Source organism: Endomicrobium proavitum (assembly GCF_001027545.1).
Classification (GTDB): domain Bacteria; phylum Elusimicrobiota; class Endomicrobiia; order Endomicrobiales; family Endomicrobiaceae; genus Endomicrobium; species Endomicrobium proavitum.
In genome coordinates this window covers 381,614-406,771 of the sequence record NZ_CP009498.1, presented here as the reverse complement: position 1 = coordinate 406,771, position 25,158 = coordinate 381,614, and the positions used below count along the sequence as shown (strand labels likewise).

Here is a 25,158-nt window from a genome sequence, read left to right as displayed (position 1 = left end):
ATCCGTCTTCACTGCGTTACGACAAACATTAACAAGTTTGCAAATGACAAATGAAAAGCTTATATTATCTTGTTGTGTCTTCTTCTTCGCCGTTAACGTTTTCCTGCTTATTCATTCTGACCGATATTATTTTTGAAACGCCGTGTTCTTCCATTGTTACGCCGTATAGAATGTCCGCCATTTCCATGGTGCGTTTATTGTGCGTAACAACCATAAACTGCGTTTTTGCGGAAAACTCTTTTATCATGGCAATGTATCTGCCTATGTTTGCGTCGTCAAGCGGCGCGTCAACTTCGTCTAAAATACAAAAAGGCGAAGGCTTTACCATAAAGAATGCAAACAATAACGCTACGGCGGTTAAAGCTTTTTCCCCGCCGGAATAGAGAGAAATATTTTGAAGTTTCTTTCCGGGCGGCTGCGCGAAAATATCCACGCCGCTTTCCAAAAGATTGTTTTCGTCGGTAAGCATTAAGTCCGCTTCTCCGCCGCCGAAAAGTTTGCGGTAAAGCTCTTTAAAGTTTGCGCGCACAACGTCAAAAGTTTTCTTAAAATTTTCAACGGTTGAAGCGTTTATTTTTTTTATAACTTCGTGCAAGTCGTCTTTTGCTTTAAGCAAATCTTGCTGCTGTGTTACAAGGAAATTATATCTTTGTTCAAGAGTTTCATATTCCTCTTGCGCAGCTTGGTTTACAGGTCCCAGCGCTTCCATTTTTCTTTTTATTTTTGCAATTTCTTCGTGATTTACTTCAACGCCGTCGTATTCTGCTTTTACTTCTTCGTAAGACTTGCCGTAAGTTTCAACAAGTCTTGCTTCAAGATTGTTTTTTTGATACTCAAAATTTTTCAAATCAACCTGCATTGAGTCAACTTCATTTTTAAGAGCGTCAACTCTGCTTCTTAATTCGTGCCATGAGGCTGTTTTTTCGTCTATTTCATTTTGCAAGTTTTCTCTGTCGCCTAAAAACAGCTGTATTTCGCCGTCTTTTTGCGCCTGCTGCTCGTAAAGCTGCTGAATTTTTACGGTTTCCGTTTCTTGAGTAGTTAAAAGTTCGGAAAGTTTGGCTTCGTCCTGAGCGGTTTTGTTAACCGCATATTCTATTTGCTGTTTAATATTTGTAATGTTGTCTAAAATATACTGCTGACCTTTTTGCTTATTTTCAAGTTCGGTCGCTTTTTTGTCCCACGCGCTGCGGGCGTCCATCATTACGGGCGCGGCGGCTTCTTCTTCTTTTCGCACGGAAATAATAGTGTTTTGCGCATTTTTTATTTCTTCGTAAAGCTTATTTTCTTCTTCTTCTATTTCCGCAAGTTTTTGGTCAAAAGCCGAAATTTTATCGTTATGAGAAGAAAGCTCGCCGGACTGCGAATTTATTTCTTCTTTATGTTTATTTATTTCGTCAACGGTATTTCTTATATCGTTTCTTTTTTCTTCTATTTGCGCGGTTTTGCTTTCAATTTGCGTTTTTATTTTTACAACTTCAAAACCGAGAGCTTCTTTTTGGAGCTTCAAAGAAATATTTAAGTCGCTTATTTTTTCTATTTCCGCTTGAGCAAGCGCAATTTTATTTTTTATCGCAATAGCGTTCTCTTCAAGTTTTTTAACCTGATCTTCAATTAAAACTGGTTTTTCAAAAGAAGATTTTCCGCCGCCGGAAACAATGACGTTTGAGTAAACTTTATTTCCCGCAACTATTGAGCCGGAGCATATGTATTTAATTATATTTTCGTCGGACGGAGAGTAATTTAAATATTTTATAAGTTCCGTAGAACCGGACGGCAGCCCGAGCGCCTGCAAACTTTGCGCCTGAGGAATTTTTTCCGAAACTATAAACGAAAGTCTGCTCAACCCGTTTTCTTCAAGAAAAGAAATTGCTTTCTCGGCTTTATCGGAAGTTTCGCAAACCAAATAATTGAGTTTCTCGCCTAACGCCGCCGCGATAAGTTCGCTCTTAGAAGGGTCGGCGTCTATAAGACTGCTTATAGGACCTCTTGCCGCGCCAAGATTTAAAACCGCTCTTATTGACGAGCGAATAGGGTCTTGCTGGTCAAACTCTTTAAGCGTTTCTATTCTTGACTGCGTTGACGCCAGAGATTCTTTATCTTGCGAAAGAGTATTTTCAAGAGCGTTTAATTTCAATTCATTCTCGGACACGCTCTTGCTTATTTCTTCCTGTTTAGACTGCAAAGAGCCTATAGAATTTGACGCCTGCGAAAGAGAAGCTTCAATATTTGCTATTTCAAGATTTGTAGGCTCTATTTCGCTTTGAAGTCTTGCGATTATTCTCTCTAAAGACTGGCTTTGCGCGTCAAGATGTATTTTTGTTTCGGAAAGCTCGGCTTTTAAATTTACCTGACTTTCTTTCTCGCTTTCAAGCTCGGATATGCGGATGCGAATTTCCGTTTCTCTTGTTTGAGCCGCGGAAAGTTTTGCTTTTATTTCATCGTAACGGCTTTGAGCTTCTTTGTAAGCTTTTTCAAGATTTTCGGTTTCAACCGCAAGCGAGCCGTCGTCCGTATTTAAAGTTTTTAACTGCTGCTCGTATTGGGCTACTTTTTCGCGGTTTATTTCAAGTTCGGATAAAAGTCTTTCCTGCTCGGCGCGTATTTCCGTTTCTCTGCTTTGAGAATGTTGTATTATTTGGTCGCAAACGCCTATCTGCGCTTTAATTTCGCCGAGCTCTTGATTAACTCTAACGTAAACTTCGTTTTTCTCGTCAAGAGTTACGCGCATGTCCTGAATTTGCGCGTCAATTTGCGCCGACGCCGTATTATTTTCTTCAAAATCTTTTATTTTAGGATCTAAATCTTTTTTTAGGCGGTCAAGTTCCGCGTTGCCGTATGATATTTGCTGCACAAGAGCCGCAACTTCATACTTTGCAAGCTCTTCCTGAAACTTTTTATACTGTTTGGCTTTTTTTGCCTGAATGTCAAGCGCGGTTATTTGCTGTTTGTGAATTACCAAAGAGTCCGACAAGCGCCCCATGTCCGCGTCTATTTTTTCAAGTCTTCTTAAAGTTTCTTCTCTTCTTACTTTATATTTTGCAACGCCCGCGGCTTCTTCAAAAAGTTCCCTTCTGTCCTCGGGTTTTGCGGTAGTTAAAAAATCTACTTTCCCCTGCTCTATTATGGAATAGCCGTCGTAACCTATGCCGGTATCCAAAAACATATCTTTTATATCTTTTAATCTGCACTGGGTTTTGTTGATGAAGTATTCGCTTTCGCCGCTTCTAAAAAGCCTTCTTGTAACGGTTACTTCGGAATAATCTATAGGTAAAACGTTTTGAGAGTTGTCAAAGGTAAGAGACGCTTCAGCCATGCCGGTGGTGGCTCTTGTTTGGGTGCCGCCGAAAATAACTTCCTGCATTTGGGAACTTCTCATGGATTTGGCGCGCTGTTCGCCAAGACACCAGCGTATAGCGTCTGAAATGTTGGATTTTCCGCATCCGTTAGGGCCGATTATTGCCGTTATTCCGGGTTCAAAATTTAAAGTTATTCTATCAGCAAACGACTTAAATCCGCATAATTCAACTTTTTTTAAGTACATTATGTTTCCCGTATATAATTTAATTGTTAGAAATTTATTCTATAGACTGACAGTCTTCCGGCGAGAGCCCTTCGTAAGCTTTTCTAAGCCTGTTTTGATAGTTTTTCTGGTCGTTGCGCGCAATAAACGCCGCGGCAATAAACATGACCGATGAAGCAAACGCGGAAAATACGCACAGTTTGCCTAAACTTTCGTATATGTTTGATGAGTTGTTTTTATTTGACATCAAACTTCCTTGGCGAGGTTTTTAAAACTTCTTTATTTTGAGAATCTAAAAGTCTCGCTTCAATAATGTGAGAACCTTTTGAGAAACCTGTCCAATCATACCACCAAAAGCCTGCGGCAAATCTGCAAGGGTTCCAATCTTTTGAATTGAAAGAAACTTCAACCGCTCCTACAGGCGAAGCGCCAATGCGCACAGCGTAATGGCTTCCGTGCAAAACATCGGACTCAACCGGATAGTCAATAACCAAAAAAGCCGCGCTTAAAGCTTTGTTTTCGGAAATTTTTGCAAGCTCTTTGGTTTCTTTGGCTTTTTTGGAAACTTTTTTTACAGATTTTGCTTTTTTTGAGGCAGCTGATTTTAAGACTGTTTTAGCAGCCTTTTCTTTTGTTTTTTTAGCCATAGTATTACTCTTCTTTTTGAAAAAATTTAACATGATTTTATTCTACCATTTAAAAAAATTTAAATCAATTGTAAATTTATAAGATTTTAGACGTCAAAATCGCCGTAAATTCTGTATTTTTTATACACTTTGCCGTTCATCATTTCGGCAGTGCGGTTTGTCATTACGTTGTCTTCCAAAATCCACGAAAGTTCGCAATGTTTATAGCCTATTTTTAACGCGTTTGTTAAACCCTTTTCATACATAATAGCTTCAATGCCTTTTTGCCTGTATTCCTTAACAACGCCCATAACCATAAGCCTTAAAGCGTCAATTTTGTTTTTGTAATATAAAAATTTAAACAAACCGAAAGGAAGAAGGCTTCCGTTAAGCTTTTTTAAAACCTGATTATAATCCGGCAAGGATATAAGCATGCCTATGGGCTGATCGTCAATTGTGGCTATTATTATCATTTCAGGGTCAACAAGCATTTTAAGTTTTTGCGCAATTGAAACAAACTCTTCGTCTGTCCACGGAACAAAACCCCAGTTTTTTTCCCATGCGCGGTTATAAATTGATATCGCGGCTTTTAAATCTTCGTCAAAAGTTGATTTTTGCAAACATCTTACTTTAAGAGCGGGAAGTTTTTTCTTTGCCATTTCAACAATTCTGCCGAGCCTGCCGACTCTTGAATCTCCGGTAACGTCCATGTCGTAAGCGTAAAGATCTTTAAGTTTTTTTAAACCCGCGGTTTCGGCAAGTTTTAAATAATATTTAGGAGTGTAAGTCATCATTAAACTCGGCGCAATATCAAAACCGTCCAAGAGAAAGCCGCATTCGTCGTTTGTAGAAGGGTTCATAGGCCCCATCATTTTGGGAACGCCTTGTTCATTTAACCACGCTTTTGCGGCGGTAAAAAGCGCGTTTGCAACATTTTGGTTGTCAACGGATTCAAAAAAACCGAAGAAACCGCAGTTGTCATTTTGAAAACTTATGTAATTGTTGTCTATAATTGCGGCAATTCTGCCTACCGTTTCGTTATTGTCGTCGTAAGCCAAAAAAAGTTGTTTTTTCGCGTGCAGCCAGAAAGGGTTTTTATCTTCCGACAAAATTTCTATAACGTCTGAAATAAGCGGCGGCACCCATGGACTTTCTTCGGAATAAATTTTCCATGGAAAACGAATAAACTGTCTGAACTGCTTCTGATTTTCAACTTTTATTATTTTCATATTATCCCGGTTTGCAAGAAATTACCCCTAATTTCGCGCTTGCTGCTTAACCTTTAATAACGCCAAGCTCTTTGCCTATTTTTCTGAATTTTTCAAGAATTAAATTTAAATGGTCGTCGGTATGGGTAGCCATAAAACTTGTTCTGATAATTGCCTGACCTTCAGGAACTGCGGGAGTTACTACCGGAGATGTGAATATGCCTTCGTCAAAAAGCATTTTCCACATCTGGAAAACTATTTTATCGTCGCCTATTGTTAACGGAATAATCGGAGATTGCGCAAGGTTTGTATCGTATCCCATGCGTTGGAATTCGTCTTTCATTTTTTGCGAGGTTTTAAGAAGCGTTTTTCTTCTTTCCGGTTCTGCAATCATTAAATCTATAGCCATATCTATTGCGCCTACGCATGCAGGCGGAAGACTTGCGGTAAATATAAGAGATCTTGCGGAGTGTTTTATGTAATCTACAATAACTTTATCGCCGGCTATAAACCCGCCGATAGACGCCAAAGATTTTGACGCTGTAGCCATAACCACGTCAACGTCTTTTTGTAAACCGAAATGAGGTCCCGTGCCGGCGCCGTTTTCTCCCAAAACGCCTAAAGAGTGAGCTTCGTCAACATAAACTCTGGCGTTATATTTTTTTGCAAGTTTAACAATTTCAGGAAGGTTTGTAATGTCGCCTTCCATGCTGAAAATGCCGTCAACAACTATCAGTTTTCCCTTATCTTCGTATCTTTGAAGCTGTCTTTCAAGGTCGCCCATATTGTTGTGGCGAAATCTTGCAAGTTCACCGCCTAAAGATAAACGGCAGCCGTCCATAATTGAAGCGTGGTCTAACTTATCGGTAATAAAAACTTCGCCTTTGCCTATTAAAGCGGACAACGCGCCAAGATTAGACTGATGTCCGGTGGTAAAAAGAATAGCGTCTTCTTTTCCTATAAGTTTTGCAAATTTTCTTTCAACTTTTTCGTGGAGATCGTTTGTTCCGTTTAAAAATCTTGAGCCTGTGCCGCTTGTTCCGTATTGTTTTGCCGCCGCGCAGGACGCTTCTATAACTTTCGGATGGTTTGCAAGTCCTAAATAATTGTTGGAACAAACCACTATTTTCTTTTTACCGTCAATAGTTATTTCCGGACCTTGAGCAGATTCTACCCTTTGAAAATACGGATAGACGCCGGCCTTTTTAAGATCGTTAGCAATGTGAAATTCCTTACATTTATCAAAAATGTCCACACTCATTAGGTGTATCTCCCTTGTATTTAAAAGTAATGATTACGCAAATACCAATTGTATGTTATTTTAGAAGCAATTTCAAGAGGAGTAAACTCTATTTTTAAATCGGTTTTGGCTGCGCTGTTATCCGCAAGCCAATATTCCTGAAGCATTTCGGTAATTTTCTGCCTGTTTAAAACCGCCGGTTTTTTGGTTAAATAAGAAAAAGACTGCGCTGCAACGCCCGCAAATTTAAACACAAAATCAGGAACGGGAATAGGCATAGCTTTCTTGCCTACAGATTCCGCTATAACTTTGCCCATTTCTGTCCAAGTATAAGGCGTTTCATTGCCGAGATAATACAATTTATTATCGCTTTGCGCGTTTTCAATAGAATTAACAACGCCTTGCGCTATATCTTTTACATAAACAAGCTGCACTAATCTTCTTTCAACCGTCGCCGGACGCAAATGTTTATGTATAAGGTTAAAAAATATAAAAATATCTTTATCGCGCGGACCGTAAACGGAAGCAGGTCTTATTATGGTGTAAGGAACTTTCCCGCCTAAAACGCTTTTAACAACTCCCTCGGCGGCAAGTTTGCTAAGACCGTAATCGGACACCGGCGTTTCCCGCTCCGTTAAAAGTTTAGGTTTATTAGACAAGCTCGGACCCATTGCCGCCTGCGAAGAAATAAAAATAAATTTTTTCAAATTCGGGTTGGACGCCAAAACAGCTTCGCAGAAATTTTTTGTGTAATCTACGTTAGATTTAAAATATCCGTCCTTATCCATTGCGCGCACAACTCCGGCGCAGTGAATTACAACGTCGGCATCCTTTGAACAAATTTCAAGAAATCTTTTATCCGACAAATCTCCGTATTTATATATTAGCGGCAGCGAGCTTAACCACGCCAAATTTGACGTTTTTCTCACTATCGCGGTAACTTCATGTTTTTGTTCAACTAACGCTTCGGCAACATGGCTTCCTACAAATCCATTTGCTCCGGTAAGTAAAATTCTCATCACATTCTCTCCTTAAACAATCTTCACAACATCAATTCTTGCGCGCAGTGTTTTGCATTTAGGCAAACGCTATGCTAACAAATTCGCGGTAACTGTTCCATATCGGAATTCAACACTTTGCGAAGCGCGCCCGAGGCGGTTTTTACCCAAACGCCTTTCGGAGAATTTACAACTTCAGCTATAACTTTTGCATTTTTGCCGAGTTTGTTTTTTTGACACGCGTTTAAAACTTTCACGGTATCGGCGGCGCTTTGAATTGAAAGAAGTTTGCCTTCGTTTGCAATATACAGCGGATCAAAACCCAAAACGCGGCATATTGCGGCAACTTCTTTAGCAACCGGAACAGATTTTGCGTCTATTATTATTCCCACGTTTGAACTTTCGGCAATTTCGTTAAGCGTAGCGGCAACGCCGCCTCTTGTAGGGTCGCGCAAAACGTGAACGTTCGGACAAACTTTTAATATGCCGCCGGTTAAACCGTTAAGACACGCGCAGTCGCTTTTTATATTATTCTTAAAACCGAAATTATCTCTTGAAAGCATTATGGATATTCCGTGCTCGGCAATATTTCCGCTTACTATAATTTTATCGCCGGACTTTGCATTTTTACCTGATAAATTAACTCCGTTTTTTATTACGCCTATTGCGCTTGTATTTATAAAAATTCCGTCGGCTTCGCCTTTTTTAACTACTTTTGTGTCACCGGTAACTATTTCAACGCCGGCGTTTTTTGCCGCAACAGACATAGATTTTGCTATGCGTTCCAAATCTTTCAGAGGAAAGCCTTCTTCTATTATAGCCGCGGCAGACATTGCCGCAGGCGTTGCGCCCATCATTGAAATATCGTTAATTGTTCCGCAGACAGAAAGTTTCCCGATATCTCCGCCGTTAAAAAAAATCGGATTAATAACAAAAGAATCCGTAGAAAACGCCGCTTTTAAACCGCTTATTTTTAAAACCGCAGCGTCGTCCAAAGCGTCAAGCGTTTTATTTGAAAAATATTTTTTAAATATTTTATTTATTAAATTTTTGGAAGCGTTCCCGCCCGCCCCGTGCGCCAAAGTTATCTTATCCATTTTAACCTTTTACCTATATTTAAAGTGTGCCGCGCACACGCCTTCCGACGAGACCATACATGGGCCTACCGGATTTTGCGGAAAACATTTTTTTCCGAAAAGTTTACAGTCTGCGGGACTTTTCAACCCTTTCATAATTTGTCCGCAAAGACATTTGTCTTTCGGTTCGGCAATTTTTTTGAGAGAAAATTTTTTATCCGCGTCAAAACTTGCATATTTATCGGAAATTCCAAAACCGCTGTTTTCTATAACGCCAAAACCTCGCCAAATATCATTTTTAAGAAAGAAAACTTCATTAAGCAAAATTTTAGCCGCAGTGTTTCCTTTAGAGCTAACCGCATACGAATATTTATTAATTACTTCGGTTTTTTTATTTTTTACAAGAGCAATTAAAGCGTTTGCCGCGTCTGTAATTTCATCTTTCAAAAACCCTGCGACTACGCACGCTACGGCGTATTTATCTGAAATAAAATTAAAATTGTCGCTGCCGGTTATAGCCGCTACGTTTCCCGGTAAAAGAAATCCGTCAACTTTTATTTCTTTATCCTTACAAAGAGTTTCAACCGCGGGAAATACCGATTTAAACATTGAAAAAACCGAAAGATTTTTTATCTTTTTTTGCTTTGCGGATTTAATAAGCGCAGCCGCAAGAGGAGCGGTTGTTTCAAAGCCCGCGCCAAGAAAAACCACTTCTTTTTTCGGATTAGAAAGCGCAATATTTAACGGCTCGTAAACCGAATAAATTACTTTTACATCCGCACCGCGCGTAAGTTCGTTCTGCAATGAAGATGTAACTGCCGGCACTCTCAACAAATCGCCGAAAGTTACCGTTATTACATTTTTTTTTCGCGCCAGTTCTACGCATTGTTCAAGCCTGCTTGACGGCGTAACGCAAACAGGACAGCCCGGGCCGGATATAAAATCAACGCCTTTAAAATAGTTGCGAAGTCCGTATTTTGCTATAGCCATTGTGTGCGTTCCGCACACTTCCATTATTTTCACAAAATGCCCGCCTTTGCGCGACATTTTTCAAGCGCCGTTTCAACGCTATCTGCAATAATTACGGAATTTAAATGTTCTTTTTTTAAAAATGTTTCTTCTACAGAATTATTAAAAAATTTCAGCAAATCGTCAAAATATCCGGCAATGTTAACTAACGCGCACGGTTTTTTGTGAAGGTCAAGCTGCGACCATGTAAACACTTCGGCAAACTCGTCAATAGTTCCTATTCCGCCGGGGAGAACAATAAAGTAATCCGCAAGCTCATACATTTTTTGTTTTCTCTCATGCATGCTTTGCGAAATTATAAGTTCGCTTAAACCTGTATGGGCAAGCTCAAGATTTTTTAAAAAATCAGGTATTACTCCGGTAACTCTGCCGCCGTTTTTTAAAACGCCGCTTGCCAAAACGCCCATAAGCCCTACGTTTCCGCCGCCGTAAACAAGCTCTATATTTTCTTTTGCCATTATTCTTGCAAGGTTTTCCGCCGCCGCTTTAAAAGCAGGATTTTTCCCTTCCGAAGATCCGCAAAAAACTGCCGCCGTTTCACTCATTATATAAGACCCGATTCTTTAGACGCTTCAATTATTTTTTTAGCGTCTTTTTGCGATACTTTGCTTATGGCAAAACCTGCGTGAACCAAAACAAACTCTTTCAATTTCAAATCTTTTATAAGAACGGTTTTAATCTCGGAAGATATGCCTCCGAAATCGGCAACAGCCGTATCCGAATTTAATATTTTAGTGATTTTTGCGACGGTCGCTAAACACATTGTATATAACCTTTTTGTTTTATATTTTATCATTTTTAGAAGCTAATTTTGAAATATACGCCTGCCCCAACGCTATGCCGCCGTCGTTTGCGGGAACTTTTTGGTTAAAATAAACTTTAATTTTTTTCTTTCTTAACTTCTCAACAGTTTTGCTTAACAAAAGCATATTTTGAAAAACGCCGCCGCTTAATGCAACCGTTTTAGCATTGAACTTTTTACAACAAGCGGTAATTACAGATATTATTGTATTGTGAAATTTCAAACTGATAATATCTTTTTGTATTTTATTATCCAAGTCCGATAATATGCCTGTAAAAGTTTTTTTCAAATCTATAACGTCATTCTTAACTTCAAAATCGTATTCTGCGGCAATATTGTTTTTTCGCAGAGCGCGCCAAGCGGCATCTTCCAAAGCAATTGCGCCTTCGGCTTCAAACGCAGCAAAAGTTTTAATATTTAAAATAGCCGACACAGCGTCAAAAACTCTTCCCATACTTGACGTTGCAAAAGAGTTTATATTACTATCAATCATTTTTACGGCAGCGCGCCAATTGAGTTTTCCAAAAAATTTAGGTATGTAAGAATCAAAATTATATTTATGAAGCAAAGACGCCGCGTTGCGCCATATTTCCTGCGCGCATAAATCTCCGCCGGGCAAATTAAAATAATCTAAATGAGCAGCCCGCGAAAAATTTTTGCCGTCAAATATTACAATTTCGCCGCCCCATATTTTTCCGTCTTCGCCTAAACCGTTTCCGTCAAAAGCAAAACCTAAAATATTTCCTTTTAAATTATGTTCTGCAATTACGGAAGCTATATGCGCATAATGGTGAAAAACAATCTTTGGTTTTTGAAACTTATTTTTAAAATATTGGGAAGAGGCATATCCGTTATGTGCGTCGCACATTTGTGTTTTAGGATTCACATCTAAAAAAGATGCCATCTTCTTTATGCTTTCAGCGTAAAAATCCATATTGGATTTATTAGCCAAATCTCCGACAAATTGCGACATATACGTTTTAGCGTTTCTTGTTATGCAAAAATTATTTTTTAAATCTCCGCCGGCGGCTATAACGGAATCCGCAATATTTATATCTAACGGTTCTGGCACGAAGCCTCTACTTCTTCTGATTATTATTTTTTCACCGCTATTTGGAAGAAAACGGACTATTGAATCGTCGGAGCGGTTTTCTATTTCTCTGTTATGCGTTAAAAAATAATCTGCTATCTGCGAAAGATTTTTAAACGCTTCGTCTTCGCGCGCGCTTAACGGTTCGTCCGAGCGATTGCCGGAAGTTGCAGCCAAAAACGGGATTTCTTTAATAATTAAATGATGAATAGGCGCGTAGGCAAGCATTACGCCAAGAGTTGCGTTTGCAGATAAAGCCGATAATTTTTTATCTTTGCGCTTTTTTTCAAGTATTACAATAGGAGCTTTTGAAGAAGTTAATTCATTCTCTTCGTATTTATTTACGCGGCAAAGTTTTTTTGCGGTTTTAATATCCGCCATTACGGCAAAAGGTTTATAAGGGCGATTTTTGCGTTTTCTCAAAAGTTTAACAGCGTTTATGTTTGACGCGTCGCACATCAAATGATATCCGCCGATACCTTTAACCGCGACAATTTTTCCAGATTTAAGAAATTTTATCGCGTCTTTTAAAGCTTTTTCTTTTACGGAAATAAGTTTTGTATTTTTATCAAACAAAGAAATCTGCGGGCCGCACACAGAGCAAGCGTTAGGCTGAGCGTGAAATCTGCGGTTTTTAGGATTGTTGTATTCCGCAAGACATGCCGGACACATTTTAAACTTTGCCATAGACGTATTTTTTCTGTCGTATGGAAGTTTTTTTATAATTGAAAATCGCGGGCCGCAGTTAACGCAATTTATAAACGAATAGTTATGTCTTCTGTCGTTTTTTGAAAATAATTCTTTTTTGCATTCATTACACATTGCCAAATCGGAAGGAAATTCCGACAAGATTGGAGTTTTTTTACTCTCTTTTATCCGAAAGTTTTCATATCTTTTTGCAGCTGTTTCTTGAGCGGTATATTCAGCCTTAAACTTTGATTTTTTTAAATCCGATAAAAATTTTACAACATCATCTTTCTTGCCTTCAACAATAATTTCAGCGCCAAAGCCTGTGTTTCTGACAAAACCATAAAGGTGTAATTTCCCCGCCAAATTAAAAACAAAAGGTCTAAACCCCACCCCCTGCACCACGCCCACAGCTTTTATCAAAACAGCACAATGTTTTTTCATTGGTAATTAGTAATTTATAATTTGTAATTGCAGTTTTTAGTCGCCTTCAATACTGCTTATAAACACATCTCTGCCTGAAGTTATTTTTATATTATTTGCGCCGCAATACGGACATAAAAGTTTATCCATATCTTTAGCTTTAATACGTTTATGACAAACGTTACAAACTGCTTCAAGCGGAGAAACTACATACTCAACTTCAGCGCCCTTTGCTATTTCTTCCTCTTTAAATATATGATCAACAAAAGAGTGATTTAAAAAATCTTTCTCTATTCCCGAAGCTTCTCCCAAAACTACAGTAAGTTTTGTAATTTTTTTCAGTCCGTTTTTTTCCGCTTCAGCTAAAACCGTCTTCCATAAATCTCTCGCAATTCCATGTTCATGCATGTAAAACTCCTTTGTCTTTGCCGTAGCCGTTAAAACGTGCTCCTTCCTACTTACTGCTTTATTTTTTTCTTGGAAGATTTCATAGATTTTAGTTCAATCATTCTGTCTCTTAAAACTGTTGCGGATTCAAAATCTAAATTATCGGCGGCTTCTTTCATGCTCTCTTCAATTTCGCTTATAACTTTATCTATATTTTTCGGAGTAATTTTGTAATCAAAACCGTCTTCCCTTAACATTGCGGCAGTATTTTCAGCGCGCGATATATTTTGAAACTCGTCAAGGTCGTGAACGGCTTTAATTATGGACTTTGGCGTAATGCGATTTTTTACGTTATATTCAATCTGCCTGTCGCGGCGGCGGCGCATTTCCTGAAGAGCCCTTTGCATAGACCCCGTCATGGTATCAGCGTAAAAAAGAACGTGTCCGTTAACATTTCTTGCCGCTCTTCCGCAAATCTGTATCAGCGTTGACTCTGAGCGCAAAAAACCTTCTTTATCAGCGTCCAAAACCGCCACAAGAGATACTTCCGGCAAATCCAAACCTTCTCTTAACAAATTTATACCTACTAAAACATCAAATTTCCCAAGACGTAAATTTTTAAGAATTTCTATTCTATCCAAAGTTTCTATTTCGGAATGCAAATACTCTACTTTAAAACCTTTCTCTTTCAAATAACCCGCCAAATCTTCAGCCATTTTTTTTGTAAGAGTTGTAACAAGAGTTCTTTCTTTTTTATCAACAGTCTTTTGTATTTCCTGCATTAAATCCTGAATTTGCCCGTTGATCGGGCGTATTACAACTTCAGGGTCTATAAGCCCCGTAGGGCGTATAACTAAATCCGTTATATTTTTTTTGCTGCGCTCAAGTTCGTAAGCTCCGGGGGTTGCGGAAACCATCATAAATTTTCTTATAAGCTTTTCAAATTCGGGAAATTTCAAAGGCCTGTTGTCTAACGCCGAAGGCAGTCTGAAACCAAAATCCACAAGAGTCTGTTTGCGGCTTCTGTCGCCCTCATACATTCCTCTTATTTGAGGGAGTGAAATATGAGACTCGTCGGCAATCATCAAGAAATCGTTATTATCCTGCAAAAAATAATCTATTAAAGTTGTCGGACGCGTTCCCGCAGGGTTGCCTGAAAGATGACGCGAATAATTTTCTACTCCGCTGCAAAAACCGGTTTCGCGAAGCATTTCCATATCGTATTTTGTTCTCTGCTCAAGACGCTGCGCTTCAAGAAGTTTTTTTTGAGAGTTTAACAGCGCAAGCCTTTCGTCAAGTTCGGCCTTAATAGTTCCCAAAGCGTTATCAATTTTAGGCTGAGTGGTAACAAAATGTTTTGCCGGATAAATATACGCTTTTGTTTTTTTTGCGATTATTTCACCCGTAAGGGGATTAAACTCTTTTATGCTTTCAATATCGTCTCCAAAAAAATCCACGCGGATTGCCGTTTCAAGATAAGCCGGAAAAATTTCCACGGTATCGCCTTTAACTCTAAACTTTCCGCGGATAAATTCTATCTCATTTCTTTCGTAATGCACGGCGACAAGCTCTTTTATAATAGTATCTCTGCTCTTTTCGCCGCCGACAATAATTTCCACGCACATGTTTTGATAATCTTTAGGAGAACCAAGATTATAAATGCAAGACACCGACGCCACGACAATTACATCCTTCCTTTCAAGCAGAGAAGTGGTAGCTTTCAAACGAAGTCTGTCTATGTGATCGTTTATTGAAGAGTCTTTTTCTATGTAAGTGTCGCTGGACGGAATATATGCTTCCGGCTGATAATAATCGTAATAAGAAATAAAATACTCCACGGCATTATTTGGAAAAAAAGATTTAAACTCGGCGTAAGTCTGCGCCGCCAAAATTTTATTCGGCTCTATTATAAGCGTAGGCTTTTGCAATTTCTCAATGACATTCGCCATTACATAAGTCTTACCGGAACCGGTAACGCCCAGCAGCACCTGCGAATTCACTCCGCCGTTATAATTTTTAACAAGCTGTTCTATTGCCGCCGGCTGATCGCCCGAAGGCTTAAATTTAGAAACTAATTTAAATTTTTCCATGTTTGTTTTATTTACAACTTAATCTTTTTCATCAAACTAAAATTCGTTTGGTCTATTTGCAGCGGCGTTACGGAGATGTAGCCTTTTTCTACAGCCGCGATGTCTGAACCTTTATTTTTGCCGCCGGAATGGTATCTGCCTGAAAGTTTGTAATGGAAGTATCCGTTTTTATCTAAAACGGTTTCTACGCTTTCGTTGTATTCATTAAGCCCAAGCGGAACAACTTTTATGCCTTTATAATTTTTAGGAATATTTATGTTAAGGCAAACGCCCTGATACTTTTTTTTATTTTTCAATACTTTTTCAGCGATTTTTCTTGTAGCCTGCGCGGAATGGCGATATTCTTTTGCATGCATTTCTGCCGCGGATACCGCAAGCGACGGTATGCCTTTCATTGCGCCCTCTCGCGCCGCGCCGCAAGTTCCGGAATAAATTACGTCTTGTCCCATATTCGGACATGTGTTTATGCCAGAAATTACAATGTCCGGCACAACGTCTTTAAAAGACAACAGCCCGAACTTTACGCAATCCGCCGGCGTTGCGCCTTTTATAGCGTAAAAATTTTTTTCTATTTCTATAGCTTTTTTAAATTTTGAAAGAGTTATGCTGTGACCGGTGCCGGACATTTGACCGAAAGGCACTATCACAAAAACTTTTCCTATTTTTGACATCTCTTTAATTAAAGGACGCAATCCGGCGCCTTTTACCCCGTCGTCATTAGAAATTAAAATTTTATACATTTATTATTTCCTTAAATATTGTTTCTTGAGGCAGTTGAAGCGATTTACTTTCAACCGGATAACTTTTTGAAGATTTTATTTGTTCTATCGCCGACAAAAGAGATTGCGCGTTAAGATTTTTTTCTTCTATCACTTCCGCAAACCGCGGTTTTTCTATTTCTTTTGCGTTGAAAAACTGATGGTTATCGGTAGCAAAAGGATACGGAACCAAAACAGCCGGCTTATTTAAAGCTTTCAACTCAAAAACAGCTCCGGCGCCGGAGCGGCAGATAACAATATCGCTAACCGCATAAGCGTCGGCAATATTGTGCATATATTCAAAAACAAAATAATTTTTTTTATTTTTAGCTTTTTCTGAAATTAACGCAAAATTTTTACTTCCCGTAATATGAAAAACCTGAATTTTTTCTTTTAGCGAAAATTTATCAAGCGCGTCAAAAGCCGTTTCGTTTAACTTTACGGCTCCAAGACTTCCGCCGAAAACTAACACGGTGTAAATATCTTTTTGCGCGTTAAGATTTTTTAAAGCCTCGTCTTTGGAAACATTTACGATATCTCTTCGCACCGGATATCCTGAAACTATGACGTTTTTATTTTTAAAATATTTTACGCTGTCTTTGAAACTTACAAAAACTTTATCGGCAATTTTTGCCAATAATTTGTTAGCGGCTCCGGGTATAGCATTTTGCTCGTGTATATACGTTTTTCTGCCGAGAATTCCGGCTGCAGCTATTGCAGGAACTGAAATATATCCCCCTGTTCCTATTACAATATCGGGATTTATCTTTTTTATTTCGCAAAAAGATTTTAAAAAAGCCTTCGCAAGTTTAAATAAAAATTTAATAAATGCAAAAGAAAACTTGCGCGGCATGCCAGACATATTAAACGCAATATATTTCAATCCGCTGTCGGTTAAAATTTTAACCGACGTTTCATTATTTCCTATAAAAAAAGTTACGTCGTAACCGTTGCGTTCAAATTCGCGCGCCAGAGATATTCCGGGATATATGTGTCCGCCTGTGCCGCTTGCGGCTATGATTATTTTTTTAGATGCGATTCTTGTCATACTTTCCTTTTGGAATACTGCGATAGGTTTATCAAAATTCCAGATACCGCCATAGTTATAACTATAGACGTTCCGCCGAAAGATATAAACGGAAGAGGAAGACCTTTAGCCGGAAAGTTTCCGGTAGCCACCGACATATTTATAAGAGCCTGAAAAACTATAAGAAAAGTTATCCCCAAGGCAAGATAACGCGCAAAATCGTCGGGGGCGTTCTTGCTTATTTTTATGCCCTTTAAAAAAATAAAAATAAAAAACGCCATAATAGGAAGCGCGCCAAATAAAAAGCCGAGTTCTTCTCCTATAACGGGAAAAATAAAATCCGTGTGCGCCTCGGGCAGATACATCATTTTAAGTTCGCTTTTTCCTAAACCTTTTCCGAAAAATCCTCCGGAACCGAACGCATATAGCGCATGTTTAACCTGATAAGCAGCAGCGTCAATATTTATAAAAGAATTAAGATAATCTATAAAACGCGTACGTCTATACTCTACTTTCATAATGGCCGCAGCCACGGCAACTATGCCTATTGCGGCGGAAGCGGCTATCGCCTGAATTTTAATGCCGGCGCATACAAGCATAGCTATGCAAACCGAAGCTATTAAAATCGGAGTTCCCAAATCTTTCTCTAAAAATATAGGAACTATCATAATAAGCAGCATAGCTATCGGCACAACGAGACCTTCCCATTGCGCAATAAACTCTTTTTTCTTGGCAATAAAGCTCGCCATAATTGCCACAGACGCAAATTTTGCAAGTTCAGAAGGCTGAAATGTAAAAAATCCGAGGTGAAGCCATCTTTTAGCGCCGCCTCTTGTAACGCCGAAAATTAAAACGGCAATTAAAAAAATAAAAGCAACCAGATAAATCCATTTTGCGTATTTCTGATAAAACTTATAATTAATCACAAACGCCGTAATAAACATTGCCGCAAACCCGAAAACAAGCCACAGCAGCTGTTTAAGAAAAAACATAAACGGACTTGCCCCTCTGGCGTCCGCCATAATGGCGCTTGACGAAAAAACCATAAAAGCGCCGAAAATTACCGCAAGCGACGTGAATGCAATTAGAGAAAAATCATATTTTGCAAAATCTATTCTCGGCATAAAATTACAAAGCCTTTACAAGTTTTTTAAATTTTTGTCCGCGCTCTTCAAAATTATTAAACTGATCAAAAGAAGCGCACGCCGGAGAAAACAAAACAACATCGCCGCTTTTTGCCGCCGCGGATATTTTTTTAACAGCGGTTTGAATATCGCCGCAATTTTCGCAGCAAGAAAGAGGCAAATCTTTTCTTATTTTACCGGCGGACTCTCCGACAAGATAAATGGTTTTTACTCTGTCTTTAATAAGTTTTTTCAAAGGAGTATAAGGCGCGCCTTTATCGCGTCCGCCCATTATAAGAAGTATATTTTTATCAAATGATTCCAGCGCAACTCTTGCAGAATCTACGTTTGTGGATTTTGAATCGTTATAATAAGCAACTCCGCCGACGCTGCGCACGTATTCTATGCGGTGCTCTACGCCTTTATAAGACGATATTACTTTTTCAATTATCGCAGGAGCAACTCCGGCGCAATACGCAGCAGCCGCAGCCGCAAGAATATTTTCAACATTGTGCATGCCTACTATATTTATTTTAGGTTTTATTTTTACTTCTTTGTCTATTTTTATAATAACATTTCCATTATCATAAAAAACGCCTTTCTTCAAAAAACCTCTGCTAAAAAAAATAACTTTAGCTTTTGTTTTATCGGCAAGTTTTCTGCAAATTTTATCGTCGTAATTTATAATTGCAAAATCTTTTTGCTTTTGATTTACAAAAACATTTTCCTTGGCTTTTATATAGTTAGCCATGGTTTTATGATGCTCCAAATGGTCCGGAGTAACATTTAGCAAAACGGAAATATCAGGTCTAAACTCCGGCGTATCTTCAAGCTGATAACTTGAAAGCTCCATTGTTATAATTGTATTTTTTGTAGTCTTTAACGCTTTATCCGAAAGAGGAAAGCCGATATTTCCCGTAACTATTGAATCTTTATATGCGGATTTTATTATTTTTGCAGTTAAATCCGTGGTGGTAGTTTTGCCGTTTGTGCCTGTTATGGCTATAATTTTTTTATACTTTGAATTGTTTAAAGAAAATTCCAAATCGCTTAAAATTTTTATTTTTTTCTTCTTGGCTTTTTTCAAAATATCAATATCGCCGCAAATGCCGGGGCTTTTAATTATAATATCGGAATTTAAAATTTCATCGCTGTGTCCGCCGAATTCTTTTACAACTTTTGCGTTTAAATTTTTTACGAAACGTTTTTTTTCGCTGTCGGAAATAAAAACTTCATATCCTAATTTTACGGCAAGATTTGCCGCCGCTATGCCGCTTTTTCCGGCGCCCAAAATTCCTATTTTTTTCACTTTAAGCAATCCTTTAAAGTAATTTTATCTGAGTTTTAAAGACGCAAAAGACAAAATAGCAAGAAGTATTCCTATAATCCAAAACCGTATTGTAACTTTGGTTTCCGAAAGTCCGCTCATTTCAAAATGATGGTGAAGCGGAGCCATTCTAAAAAATCTTTGTTTGGTTCTTTTGTAATATGATATTTGTATCATAACAGACACGGCTTCAGCCACAAACACGCCGCCCAGAAGAAGAAGGATAAGCTCCTGCTTAATAAATATGGAAGACATACCCAAAACTCCGCCGAGAAACAAACTTCCCGTATCGCCCATAAACACTTGAGCCGGATAAGAGTTATACCACAAAAACCCAAGCCCGGACCCGACAATTGCCGCAAGAAAAACAGATATTTCCGCCGCGCCGGAAACGGGAATTATCTTAAGATAATTTGCCACGGGAACAGTGCCCGCAAGATATGCAAAAACAGCCAGCGTAAAAGCCACAATAACTATGTTGCCTATTGCAAGCCCGTCAAGCCCATCGGTTAAATTCACCGCATTTGAACTTCCTACAACAATTATCATGGCAAACACTATGTATAAAAATGATAAATTTACAAAAAAACTTTTAAGAAACGGAACATTTACAAGAGTTGCATATTCCGGATTTGCCGGAAATGCGCTTAAATAAGCCGCAAGCGTTGCGGCAAACACCGTTTGAAAAAACAGTTTTCCTTTTGCGGACACGCCTTTTGTGTTTTTTCCTTTAAGTTTAAGGTAATCGTCCCAAAAACCTAAAAATCCAAGCCACAAAGCGCCTGCGATAAGCCAAAGTATAAATCTGTTATCAAGCCTTGCCCACAACAAAACAGAACTGACTATTGAAATAAGTATGATAACTCCGCCCATCGTAGGCGTTCCGCTTTTACACTGATGCGTAGCCGGCCCGTCTGTTCTAACGGTTTGCCCCACTTTAAGCTCTGTTAATTTTCGTATTACGTATGGGCCGATAATAAAACAAATAATAAGACTTGTAAGCACTGCGCCGCCGGCTCTGAAAGTAATGTATTGAAAAACATTAAACGGCGTAAACACGTCTCTAAGAGCGTAAAAAATGTGGTAGAGCATTATTTTTCCTCATTTTCCAAGAATTCAAAGAATTTTTTATATGTATTTTCAAGCTTCATGCCGCGCGAACCTTTAAACAAAAATACCGATTTCTTATTTGCACCGGATTTTTTAAGCGCCGCAAATAAATCCGACGATTTGCCGCAATAAAAAACAACTTTCTTTCCTGCAGATTCTTTTGTGTAAAAACTCATTTCTCCCGCAAGATAAACGGATTTAATTTTTTTATCCGATATAAATTTTCCGAGTTCTTTATGATAAAGCGCGGAATTTTCCCCAAGCTCAAGCATATCGCCCAGAACAAGATTTATTTCGCTTGACGGATAAGCCTCTAAAACAGCATTAATAGATTCTCTGACGGAAGAAGGGTTTGCATTATAAGCGTCGTTTATAAGCGTAACTCCGCGTTTTGTTACAATAGTTTCCATTCTCATAGCCGGCGCTTTAAAATTTTCTATGCCCTTTTTCACATCTTCAAGAGAACATCCCAAACCCAAAGCCGCAGCTGAAGCGCCAAGAGCGTTTAACACGTTAAACTTGCCTTTTGACGGCATATTTACGTAAACAAAACCTTTGCCGTAATGAAGTTCAAAAAGCTGACCGCCGGATCTTAGCGATATATTTTTTGCCGTAACATCAGCATTATTTGCAATTGCAAAAGAAATTATTTTTGCTCCGCCGGCAGCAACGGCATTTTTTAAATATTCGTCGTCTTTATTGACAACGGCAAAGCTCCAGCCGGCAATCGCGTCCAGAAGCGCCTTTTTTTCTTCATATACGCCTTCGGGATTTACAAAAGTTTCAAGATGAGAGCAGCCGATATTTGTAATTATCGCTATGTCCGGACATAGAATATCCGAAAGAATTTTAATTTCGCCTTTAACAGACGTACCAAGTTCAAAAACTCCGTATTTAACGTCTGAAGTAAGATTTAAAATTGATAAAGGCAGCCCTATTCTGTTATTAAAATTTCCCTTGTTTGAAACTGTTTTTCCCTGCGTGTTTAAAATTGAAGAAAGAATTTCTTTAGTCGTAGTTTTTCCGTTTGAACCTGTAATCCCCACAATTTTTATATCTTTGAAACGCTTTCTGTAAGCTTTTGCCAAATCCCCCAAAGCTATAACGGTATCGTCCACTTTTACTACAGCGGGAAAAGACGGAAAAGGTTTCACAAGACCAATATCGTATTGCGAACACACTATTGCCGAGGCTCCGCGCGATACCGCTTCGCCGATAAAATTGTGTCCGTCGTAATTTTCGCCTTTAATAGCGAAAAAAACTTCGCCCTTTTTTACCGTGCGGGAATCTATTGAAATATTTTTTACCGACAGTTTAGGGTCGCCTATAAGAAATTTTCCCTTTACCGCAGTGATGAGTTCTTTAAGATAAAACGACTCCATTAAAAACCGAACTCCTTTTGTCCAAGCTGTCTGGCTTGCAACCGTTGTTTTTCTTTGACAATTATATATTTTAGCGCAATTTCCGCGTCGTTAAAATGCGTTTTTTGGGTTCCTATAATTTGATAAGTTTCGTGACCTTTGCCCGCAATCAAAACCACGTCGCCTTTTTCCGCCATTACAACGGCTTCCTTAATAGCCTGCTCTCTGTCAACAACAACTTTATAATTTTTTTTGCCGGCTTTTTTTATGCCGACTTCAATGTCTAAAATAATTTTTTCGGGGTCTTCCGTTCTCGGATTATCGGAAGTTACAAAAACAAAATCGCTCATCTCCGTTGCGGTTTTGCCCATAAGAGGTCTTTTGGTTCTGTCTCTGTCCCCGCCTGCGCCAAACACCGTTATAATTCTTTGAGGATTTAAATTCTTAATTGCAGCCAAAACATTTTTTAAAGCGTCTTCCGTGTGAGCGTAATCCACGGCGACTTCAAACCCTAAATTTTTAGTATCCACTCTTTCAAGTCTTCCCGGCGCCTGCGTTGAAGCGCTTAAAGCGGCAGCCGTTTTATCAAAAGAATATCCGAGACATACGACGGCAGCCAAAGAAGCAAGCGCATTGTGGACGTTGTGAAGGCCTATATGTTTAATACTTATATTTTGCGTCTGCCCGTTATACAACGCGTCAAATTTGCTGCCGCTTGCCGATATGAAAATATTTTCAGCGTGGAAATCAGACTTATTTTCTGCCGCCGCCGAGTAAGATTTTATTTCGGCATTTAACGACATTTTTGAAAGCCGGATTCCGTAATCGTCGTCAACGTTAATTATAGCAAACTTTGTATTATTTTTTTTGCCGACGCCGAGACTTTTAAACAACGATGCTTTAGCTTGAAAATAATTTTCCATGGTCTTATGAAAATCAAGATGATCTTGCGTTAAATTTGTAAAAACAGCCGTATCAAAATCTATCCCGCCTACGCGCCCTAAACTTAACGCGTGTGAAGAAACTTCCATAGCAAGATGTTTAACGCCGCCGTCGGACATTTCTCTCATCATTTTATAAACGTCTAAAGACTGCGGCGTAGTGTTTGACGCTTCAATAACTTTTCCGCCGTATCTGTAGTTTACAGTTCCGATAACGCCGCATGAAACGCCGAGATTTGCGAGAATGCTTTCAATCATATAAGTTACGGTTGTTTTGCCGTTTGTGCCGGTAATTCCCAGAATCGTTAATTCTCTGTCGGGATAGTTAAAAAATTTTGCGCAAAACAAAGACATAAAACCAAAAACATCGCCGGATTCTATTTGCGCAACTTTAATATCTTTATCGTAAGCATCGCTGACTATAACAACAGCTCCGTTTGCAATAGCGTCGCGGATATATTTTTTCCCGTCCGTTTGATGTCCGGGAAGAGCAAAAAATAAAAATCCTTTTTTTACTTTTCTTGAGTCGTAAGAAACGCCTGAAATTTCAGTTTCGCCGTCGCCGTAAAATTTTTCATTATTTAAAGGCAAAATATCTTTCAGTTTCATTATTTGGCTCTCTTATCATTATTTTTAACGCTTAAATCATCTTTTGGAATATTCAGATATTCCGCCGTTCTTTGCGCAATTTTTGCAAATACCGGCGCAGCAACCGACGCTGCGTAATAATCGCTGCCTTTCGGACTGTCTATAACTACCAAAACGGTTATCTGCGGATTTTCCGCCGGAACGAAACCGCAAAAAGACGCTATGTAATTTTTAGAAGAATATCTTTTTATTGACGGGTCATACTTCTGCGCGGTTCCCGTCTTTCCGGCTGTGGTGTAGCCTCCGGCTTTTGCGGCTTTACCTGTTCCGTTATCCACTACGCTTTTTAAAATTTTTCTTAAATTTGCGGCTGTCTCTTCGGATATTACTCTGCGCACTTCTTTCGGAGCAAATTCAAAATCCTGCTTAACGTCAATTTTATCAATATTTTTAATTAAAATAGGTTTCATAAGAACGCCTCCGTTTGCGATAACGGAGTAAGAATTTACAAGCTGCAAAGCGGTTACGTTAAGACTTTGCCCGAAAGAAATAGACGGCAAAGACAAACCGTCCCATTTTTCTTTATCGCTGAGCAATCCTCTGGCTTCGCCCGGCAAATCTATTCCGCTTAAAGAATTAAATCCGAATTTTCTTATGTATTCGTAAAAAAGCGGCGTGCCGAGCTTTTGCGCTATTTTTACAAGACCTATATTTGACGACTGCTCCATAATCTTTACGGCAGTTGCGCTGCCCGGCAGCTTGTGATCGTCGTTTATGGTATGCTTGTAAATTTTATACTTGCCGTTTTCAAGGTAAAAATTTTCCGCCAAAGTTATTTTACTTTCTTCCAGCGCCGCCGCAATAGCCACTATTTTAAATGTTGACCCGGGCTCAAACCCGTCGCTTATAGCGGCATTTCGCAACTCTCCGACATTTTTTATTTTACCGGAAATATCAAAATCAGGGAAAGAAACCATCGCCAATATTTCGCCGGTTTTAGGATTTTGCACAATACACGCCGCTTTTAAAGCTTTAAATCCGCCGAACGCTTTACGAAGCTCCTGTTCGGCGATAAACTGAACGTTTTTATCTATTGTAAGAGTTACGTCCAATCCTTGAATTTTTTCTTTATCTACAATTTTATCGTTTATAATTCTGCCTTTGCCGTCGCGATATTGTCTTGTGATAACTTTGTCTCCGGACAGATACCCTTCGCAAACCTTTTCAATACCTTCAAGCCCTATTCCGTCGGAATCTGTTACGCCGAGAATATGCGCCAACAATCTGTTTTCAGGATACTGCCGGACGTATTTCCAGTTAAACCCTATGCCCGTAAGTTTTTCATTTCTTATTTTTCTCATGGTTTCGTCGTCTATATTGAAAGCCACGGGAAAATATGCCGTATCGCCAAACTCTTCAATAGCTCTTTGTTTAATTTTAATTCCGTAATTGAGAAGAACTTTTTTTATTTCCGGATAATCTTTAGCGGACTGGGGATCTATAAACAGAGTGTACTTTTTTACGCTTGTGGCAAGAGTTCTCCCTCGGGCGTCAAGAATATCGCCGCGCCTTGGAGCCTCAAGCGTTTCTCTGCGCACCATTTTTTCTACGGTATAATTTATTTCCGAAGATTTAAAAATTTGTATGGAAACAAGTCTTATAAATAAAGCAAAAAAAATGAAAAGGACTGCAGCGGCAATCGCTTTTCTTCTTTTATCGTGTCTGTTTTTTGTATTTATCATT

The 25,158-nt window shown here is 38.9% G+C and carries 21 protein-coding genes; all 21 read right to left on the bottom strand.

The window, feature by feature from the left end; all coding sequences use genetic code 11:
• Nucleotides 1–64: 64 nt before the first annotated feature.
• On the bottom strand, nucleotides 65–3,544 hold the full coding sequence (gene smc, locus Epro_RS01625; RefSeq protein WP_052569967.1) for a chromosome segregation protein SMC: 3,480 nt from the start codon (nucleotides 3,542–3,544) through the stop codon (nucleotides 65–67).
• Between the two features lie 34 nt (nucleotides 3,545–3,578).
• Nucleotides 3,579–3,770: a hypothetical protein gene (locus tag Epro_RS01620; protein WP_052569965.1), complete on the bottom strand. Its 192-nt coding sequence runs from the start codon at nucleotides 3,768–3,770 to the stop codon at nucleotides 3,579–3,581.
• On the bottom strand, nucleotides 3,760–4,170 hold the full coding sequence (locus tag Epro_RS01615; protein WP_052569963.1) for a hypothetical protein: 411 nt from the start codon (nucleotides 4,168–4,170) through the stop codon (nucleotides 3,760–3,762). The genes Epro_RS01620 and Epro_RS01615 overlap by 11 nt, the downstream gene beginning before the upstream one ends.
• An 86-nt stretch (nucleotides 4,171–4,256) precedes the next feature.
• A complete protein-coding gene (locus Epro_RS01610) occupies nucleotides 4,257–5,378 on the bottom strand; it encodes a hypothetical protein (protein WP_052569961.1) in 1,122 nt (373 codons plus the stop codon).
• 46 nt (nucleotides 5,379–5,424) lie between these two features.
• Complete coding sequence (locus tag Epro_RS01605; RefSeq protein WP_420314975.1) at nucleotides 5,425–6,612, bottom strand: aminotransferase class I/II-fold pyridoxal phosphate-dependent enzyme; 1,188 nt, start codon at nucleotides 6,610–6,612, stop codon at nucleotides 5,425–5,427.
• A 26-nt stretch (nucleotides 6,613–6,638) separates the two neighbouring features.
• On the bottom strand, nucleotides 6,639–7,616 hold the full coding sequence (locus Epro_RS01600) for an NAD-dependent epimerase/dehydratase family protein (RefSeq protein WP_052569957.1): 978 nt from the start codon (nucleotides 7,614–7,616) through the stop codon (nucleotides 6,639–6,641).
• Nucleotides 7,617–7,690: 74 nt separating this feature from the next.
• Complete coding sequence (gene hypE / locus Epro_RS01595) at nucleotides 7,691–8,692, bottom strand: hydrogenase expression/formation protein HypE (protein ID WP_052569955.1); 1,002 nt, start codon at nucleotides 8,690–8,692, stop codon at nucleotides 7,691–7,693.
• Between the two features lie 9 nt (nucleotides 8,693–8,701).
• Nucleotides 8,702–9,685 (bottom strand): hydrogenase formation protein HypD, encoded by a 984-nt coding sequence (gene hypD / locus Epro_RS01590; protein ID WP_237754518.1) that lies wholly within the window; start codon nucleotides 9,683–9,685, stop codon nucleotides 8,702–8,704.
• Between the two features lie 5 nt (nucleotides 9,686–9,690).
• On the bottom strand, nucleotides 9,691–10,245 hold the full coding sequence (locus tag Epro_RS01585; RefSeq protein WP_052569951.1) for an LOG family protein: 555 nt from the start codon (nucleotides 10,243–10,245) through the stop codon (nucleotides 9,691–9,693).
• On the bottom strand, nucleotides 10,245–10,463 hold the full coding sequence (locus tag Epro_RS01580; RefSeq protein ID WP_052571552.1) for a HypC/HybG/HupF family hydrogenase formation chaperone: 219 nt from the start codon (nucleotides 10,461–10,463) through the stop codon (nucleotides 10,245–10,247). Before Epro_RS01580 ends, Epro_RS01585 begins: the two co-directional genes overlap by 1 nt.
• Nucleotides 10,464–10,482: 19 nt before the next feature.
• Complete coding sequence (hypF, locus tag Epro_RS01575) at nucleotides 10,483–12,723, bottom strand: carbamoyltransferase HypF (RefSeq protein WP_052569949.1); 2,241 nt, start codon at nucleotides 12,721–12,723, stop codon at nucleotides 10,483–10,485.
• A gap of 36 nt (nucleotides 12,724–12,759) precedes the next feature.
• Entirely contained in the window at nucleotides 12,760–13,110 is a 351-nt protein-coding gene (locus Epro_RS01570) for a hydrogenase maturation nickel metallochaperone HypA/HybF (protein WP_052569947.1), read from the bottom strand.
• Nucleotides 13,111–13,160: 50 nt separating this feature from the next.
• Nucleotides 13,161–15,179 carry an excinuclease ABC subunit UvrB gene (gene uvrB, locus Epro_RS01565; RefSeq protein WP_052569945.1) on the bottom strand — a complete coding sequence of 673 codons (2,019 nt, stop codon included), beginning with the start codon at nucleotides 15,177–15,179 and terminating at the stop codon, nucleotides 13,161–13,163.
• 11 nt (nucleotides 15,180–15,190) lie between these two features.
• Nucleotides 15,191–15,919 carry a 5'/3'-nucleotidase SurE gene (gene surE / locus Epro_RS01560; protein WP_052569943.1) on the bottom strand — a complete coding sequence of 243 codons (729 nt, stop codon included), beginning with the start codon at nucleotides 15,917–15,919 and terminating at the stop codon, nucleotides 15,191–15,193.
• Entirely contained in the window at nucleotides 15,912–16,985 is a 1,074-nt protein-coding gene (gene murG / locus Epro_RS01555; RefSeq protein WP_052569942.1) for an undecaprenyldiphospho-muramoylpentapeptide beta-N-acetylglucosaminyltransferase, read from the bottom strand. The genes surE and murG overlap by 8 nt, the downstream gene beginning before the upstream one ends.
• Nucleotides 16,982–18,088: a putative lipid II flippase FtsW gene (gene ftsW / locus Epro_RS01550; RefSeq protein ID WP_052569940.1), complete on the bottom strand. Its 1,107-nt coding sequence runs from the start codon at nucleotides 18,086–18,088 to the stop codon at nucleotides 16,982–16,984. The genes murG and ftsW overlap by 4 nt, the downstream gene beginning before the upstream one ends.
• Before the next feature lie 4 nt (nucleotides 18,089–18,092).
• Entirely contained in the window at nucleotides 18,093–19,397 is a 1,305-nt protein-coding gene (gene murD, locus Epro_RS01545; RefSeq protein ID WP_052569939.1) for a UDP-N-acetylmuramoyl-L-alanine--D-glutamate ligase, read from the bottom strand.
• A gap of 24 nt (nucleotides 19,398–19,421) precedes the next feature.
• Nucleotides 19,422–20,507 carry a phospho-N-acetylmuramoyl-pentapeptide-transferase gene (mraY, locus tag Epro_RS01540; protein WP_052569937.1) on the bottom strand — a complete coding sequence of 362 codons (1,086 nt, stop codon included), beginning with the start codon at nucleotides 20,505–20,507 and terminating at the stop codon, nucleotides 19,422–19,424.
• Nucleotides 20,507–21,907, bottom strand: coding sequence for a UDP-N-acetylmuramoyl-tripeptide--D-alanyl-D-alanine ligase (locus Epro_RS01535; protein ID WP_052569936.1), 1,401 nt, complete (start codon nucleotides 21,905–21,907; stop codon nucleotides 20,507–20,509). The genes mraY and Epro_RS01535 overlap by 1 nt, the downstream gene beginning before the upstream one ends.
• Nucleotides 21,907–23,436 (bottom strand): UDP-N-acetylmuramoyl-L-alanyl-D-glutamate--2,6-diaminopimelate ligase, encoded by a 1,530-nt coding sequence (locus Epro_RS01530; protein ID WP_052569934.1) that lies wholly within the window; start codon nucleotides 23,434–23,436, stop codon nucleotides 21,907–21,909. The genes Epro_RS01535 and Epro_RS01530 overlap by 1 nt, the downstream gene beginning before the upstream one ends.
• Nucleotides 23,436–25,157: a peptidoglycan D,D-transpeptidase FtsI family protein gene (locus Epro_RS01525; protein ID WP_052569932.1), complete on the bottom strand. Its 1,722-nt coding sequence runs from the start codon at nucleotides 25,155–25,157 to the stop codon at nucleotides 23,436–23,438. The genes Epro_RS01530 and Epro_RS01525 overlap by 1 nt, the downstream gene beginning before the upstream one ends.
• Nucleotide 25,158: the final 1 nt, after the last annotated feature.

Excerpts from the sequence above, each read along its gene's own strand:
- smc (WP_052569967.1), bottom strand. The coding sequence starts at position 3,544 with ATGTACTTAAAAAAAGTTGAATTATGCGGATTTAAGTCGTTTGCTGAT.
- Epro_RS01620 (WP_052569965.1), bottom strand. The coding sequence starts at position 3,770 with ATGTCAAATAAAAACAACTCATCAAACATATACGAAAGTTTAGGCAAA.
- Epro_RS01615 (WP_052569963.1), bottom strand. The coding sequence starts at position 4,170 with ATGGCTAAAAAAACAAAAGAAAAGGCTGCTAAAACAGTCTTAAAATCA.
- Epro_RS01610 (WP_052569961.1), bottom strand. The coding sequence starts at position 5,378 with ATGAAAATAATAAAAGTTGAAAATCAGAAGCAGTTCAGACAGTTTATT.
- Epro_RS01600 (WP_052569957.1), bottom strand. The coding sequence starts at position 7,616 with ATGAGAATTTTACTTACCGGAGCAAATGGATTTGTAGGAAGCCATGTT.
- hypE (WP_052569955.1), bottom strand. The coding sequence starts at position 8,692 with ATGGATAAGATAACTTTGGCGCACGGGGCGGGCGGGAACGCTTCCAAA.
- hypD (WP_237754518.1), bottom strand. The coding sequence starts at position 9,685 with ATGGAAGTGTGCGGAACGCACACAATGGCTATAGCAAAATACGGACTT.
- Epro_RS01585 (WP_052569951.1), bottom strand. The coding sequence starts at position 10,245 with ATGAGTGAAACGGCGGCAGTTTTTTGCGGATCTTCGGAAGGGAAAAAT.
- Epro_RS01580 (WP_052571552.1), bottom strand. The coding sequence starts at position 10,463 with ATGTGTTTAGCGACCGTCGCAAAAATCACTAAAATATTAAATTCGGAT.
- hypF (WP_052569949.1), bottom strand. The coding sequence starts at position 12,723 with ATGAAAAAACATTGTGCTGTTTTGATAAAAGCTGTGGGCGTGGTGCAG.
- Epro_RS01570 (WP_052569947.1), bottom strand. The coding sequence starts at position 13,110 with ATGCATGAACATGGAATTGCGAGAGATTTATGGAAGACGGTTTTAGCT.
- uvrB (WP_052569945.1), bottom strand. The coding sequence starts at position 15,179 with ATGGAAAAATTTAAATTAGTTTCTAAATTTAAGCCTTCGGGCGATCAG.
- surE (WP_052569943.1), bottom strand. The coding sequence starts at position 15,919 with ATGTATAAAATTTTAATTTCTAATGACGACGGGGTAAAAGGCGCCGGA.
- murG (WP_052569942.1), bottom strand. The coding sequence starts at position 16,985 with ATGACAAGAATCGCATCTAAAAAAATAATCATAGCCGCAAGCGGCACA.
- ftsW (WP_052569940.1), bottom strand. The coding sequence starts at position 18,088 with ATGCCGAGAATAGATTTTGCAAAATATGATTTTTCTCTAATTGCATTC.
- mraY (WP_052569937.1), bottom strand. The coding sequence starts at position 20,507 with ATGCTCTACCACATTTTTTACGCTCTTAGAGACGTGTTTACGCCGTTT.
- Epro_RS01535 (WP_052569936.1), bottom strand. The coding sequence starts at position 21,907 with ATGGAGTCGTTTTATCTTAAAGAACTCATCACTGCGGTAAAGGGAAAA.
- Epro_RS01530 (WP_052569934.1), bottom strand. The coding sequence starts at position 23,436 with ATGAAACTGAAAGATATTTTGCCTTTAAATAATGAAAAATTTTACGGC.
- Epro_RS01525 (WP_052569932.1), bottom strand. The coding sequence starts at position 25,157 with ATGATAAATACAAAAAACAGACACGATAAAAGAAGAAAAGCGATTGCC.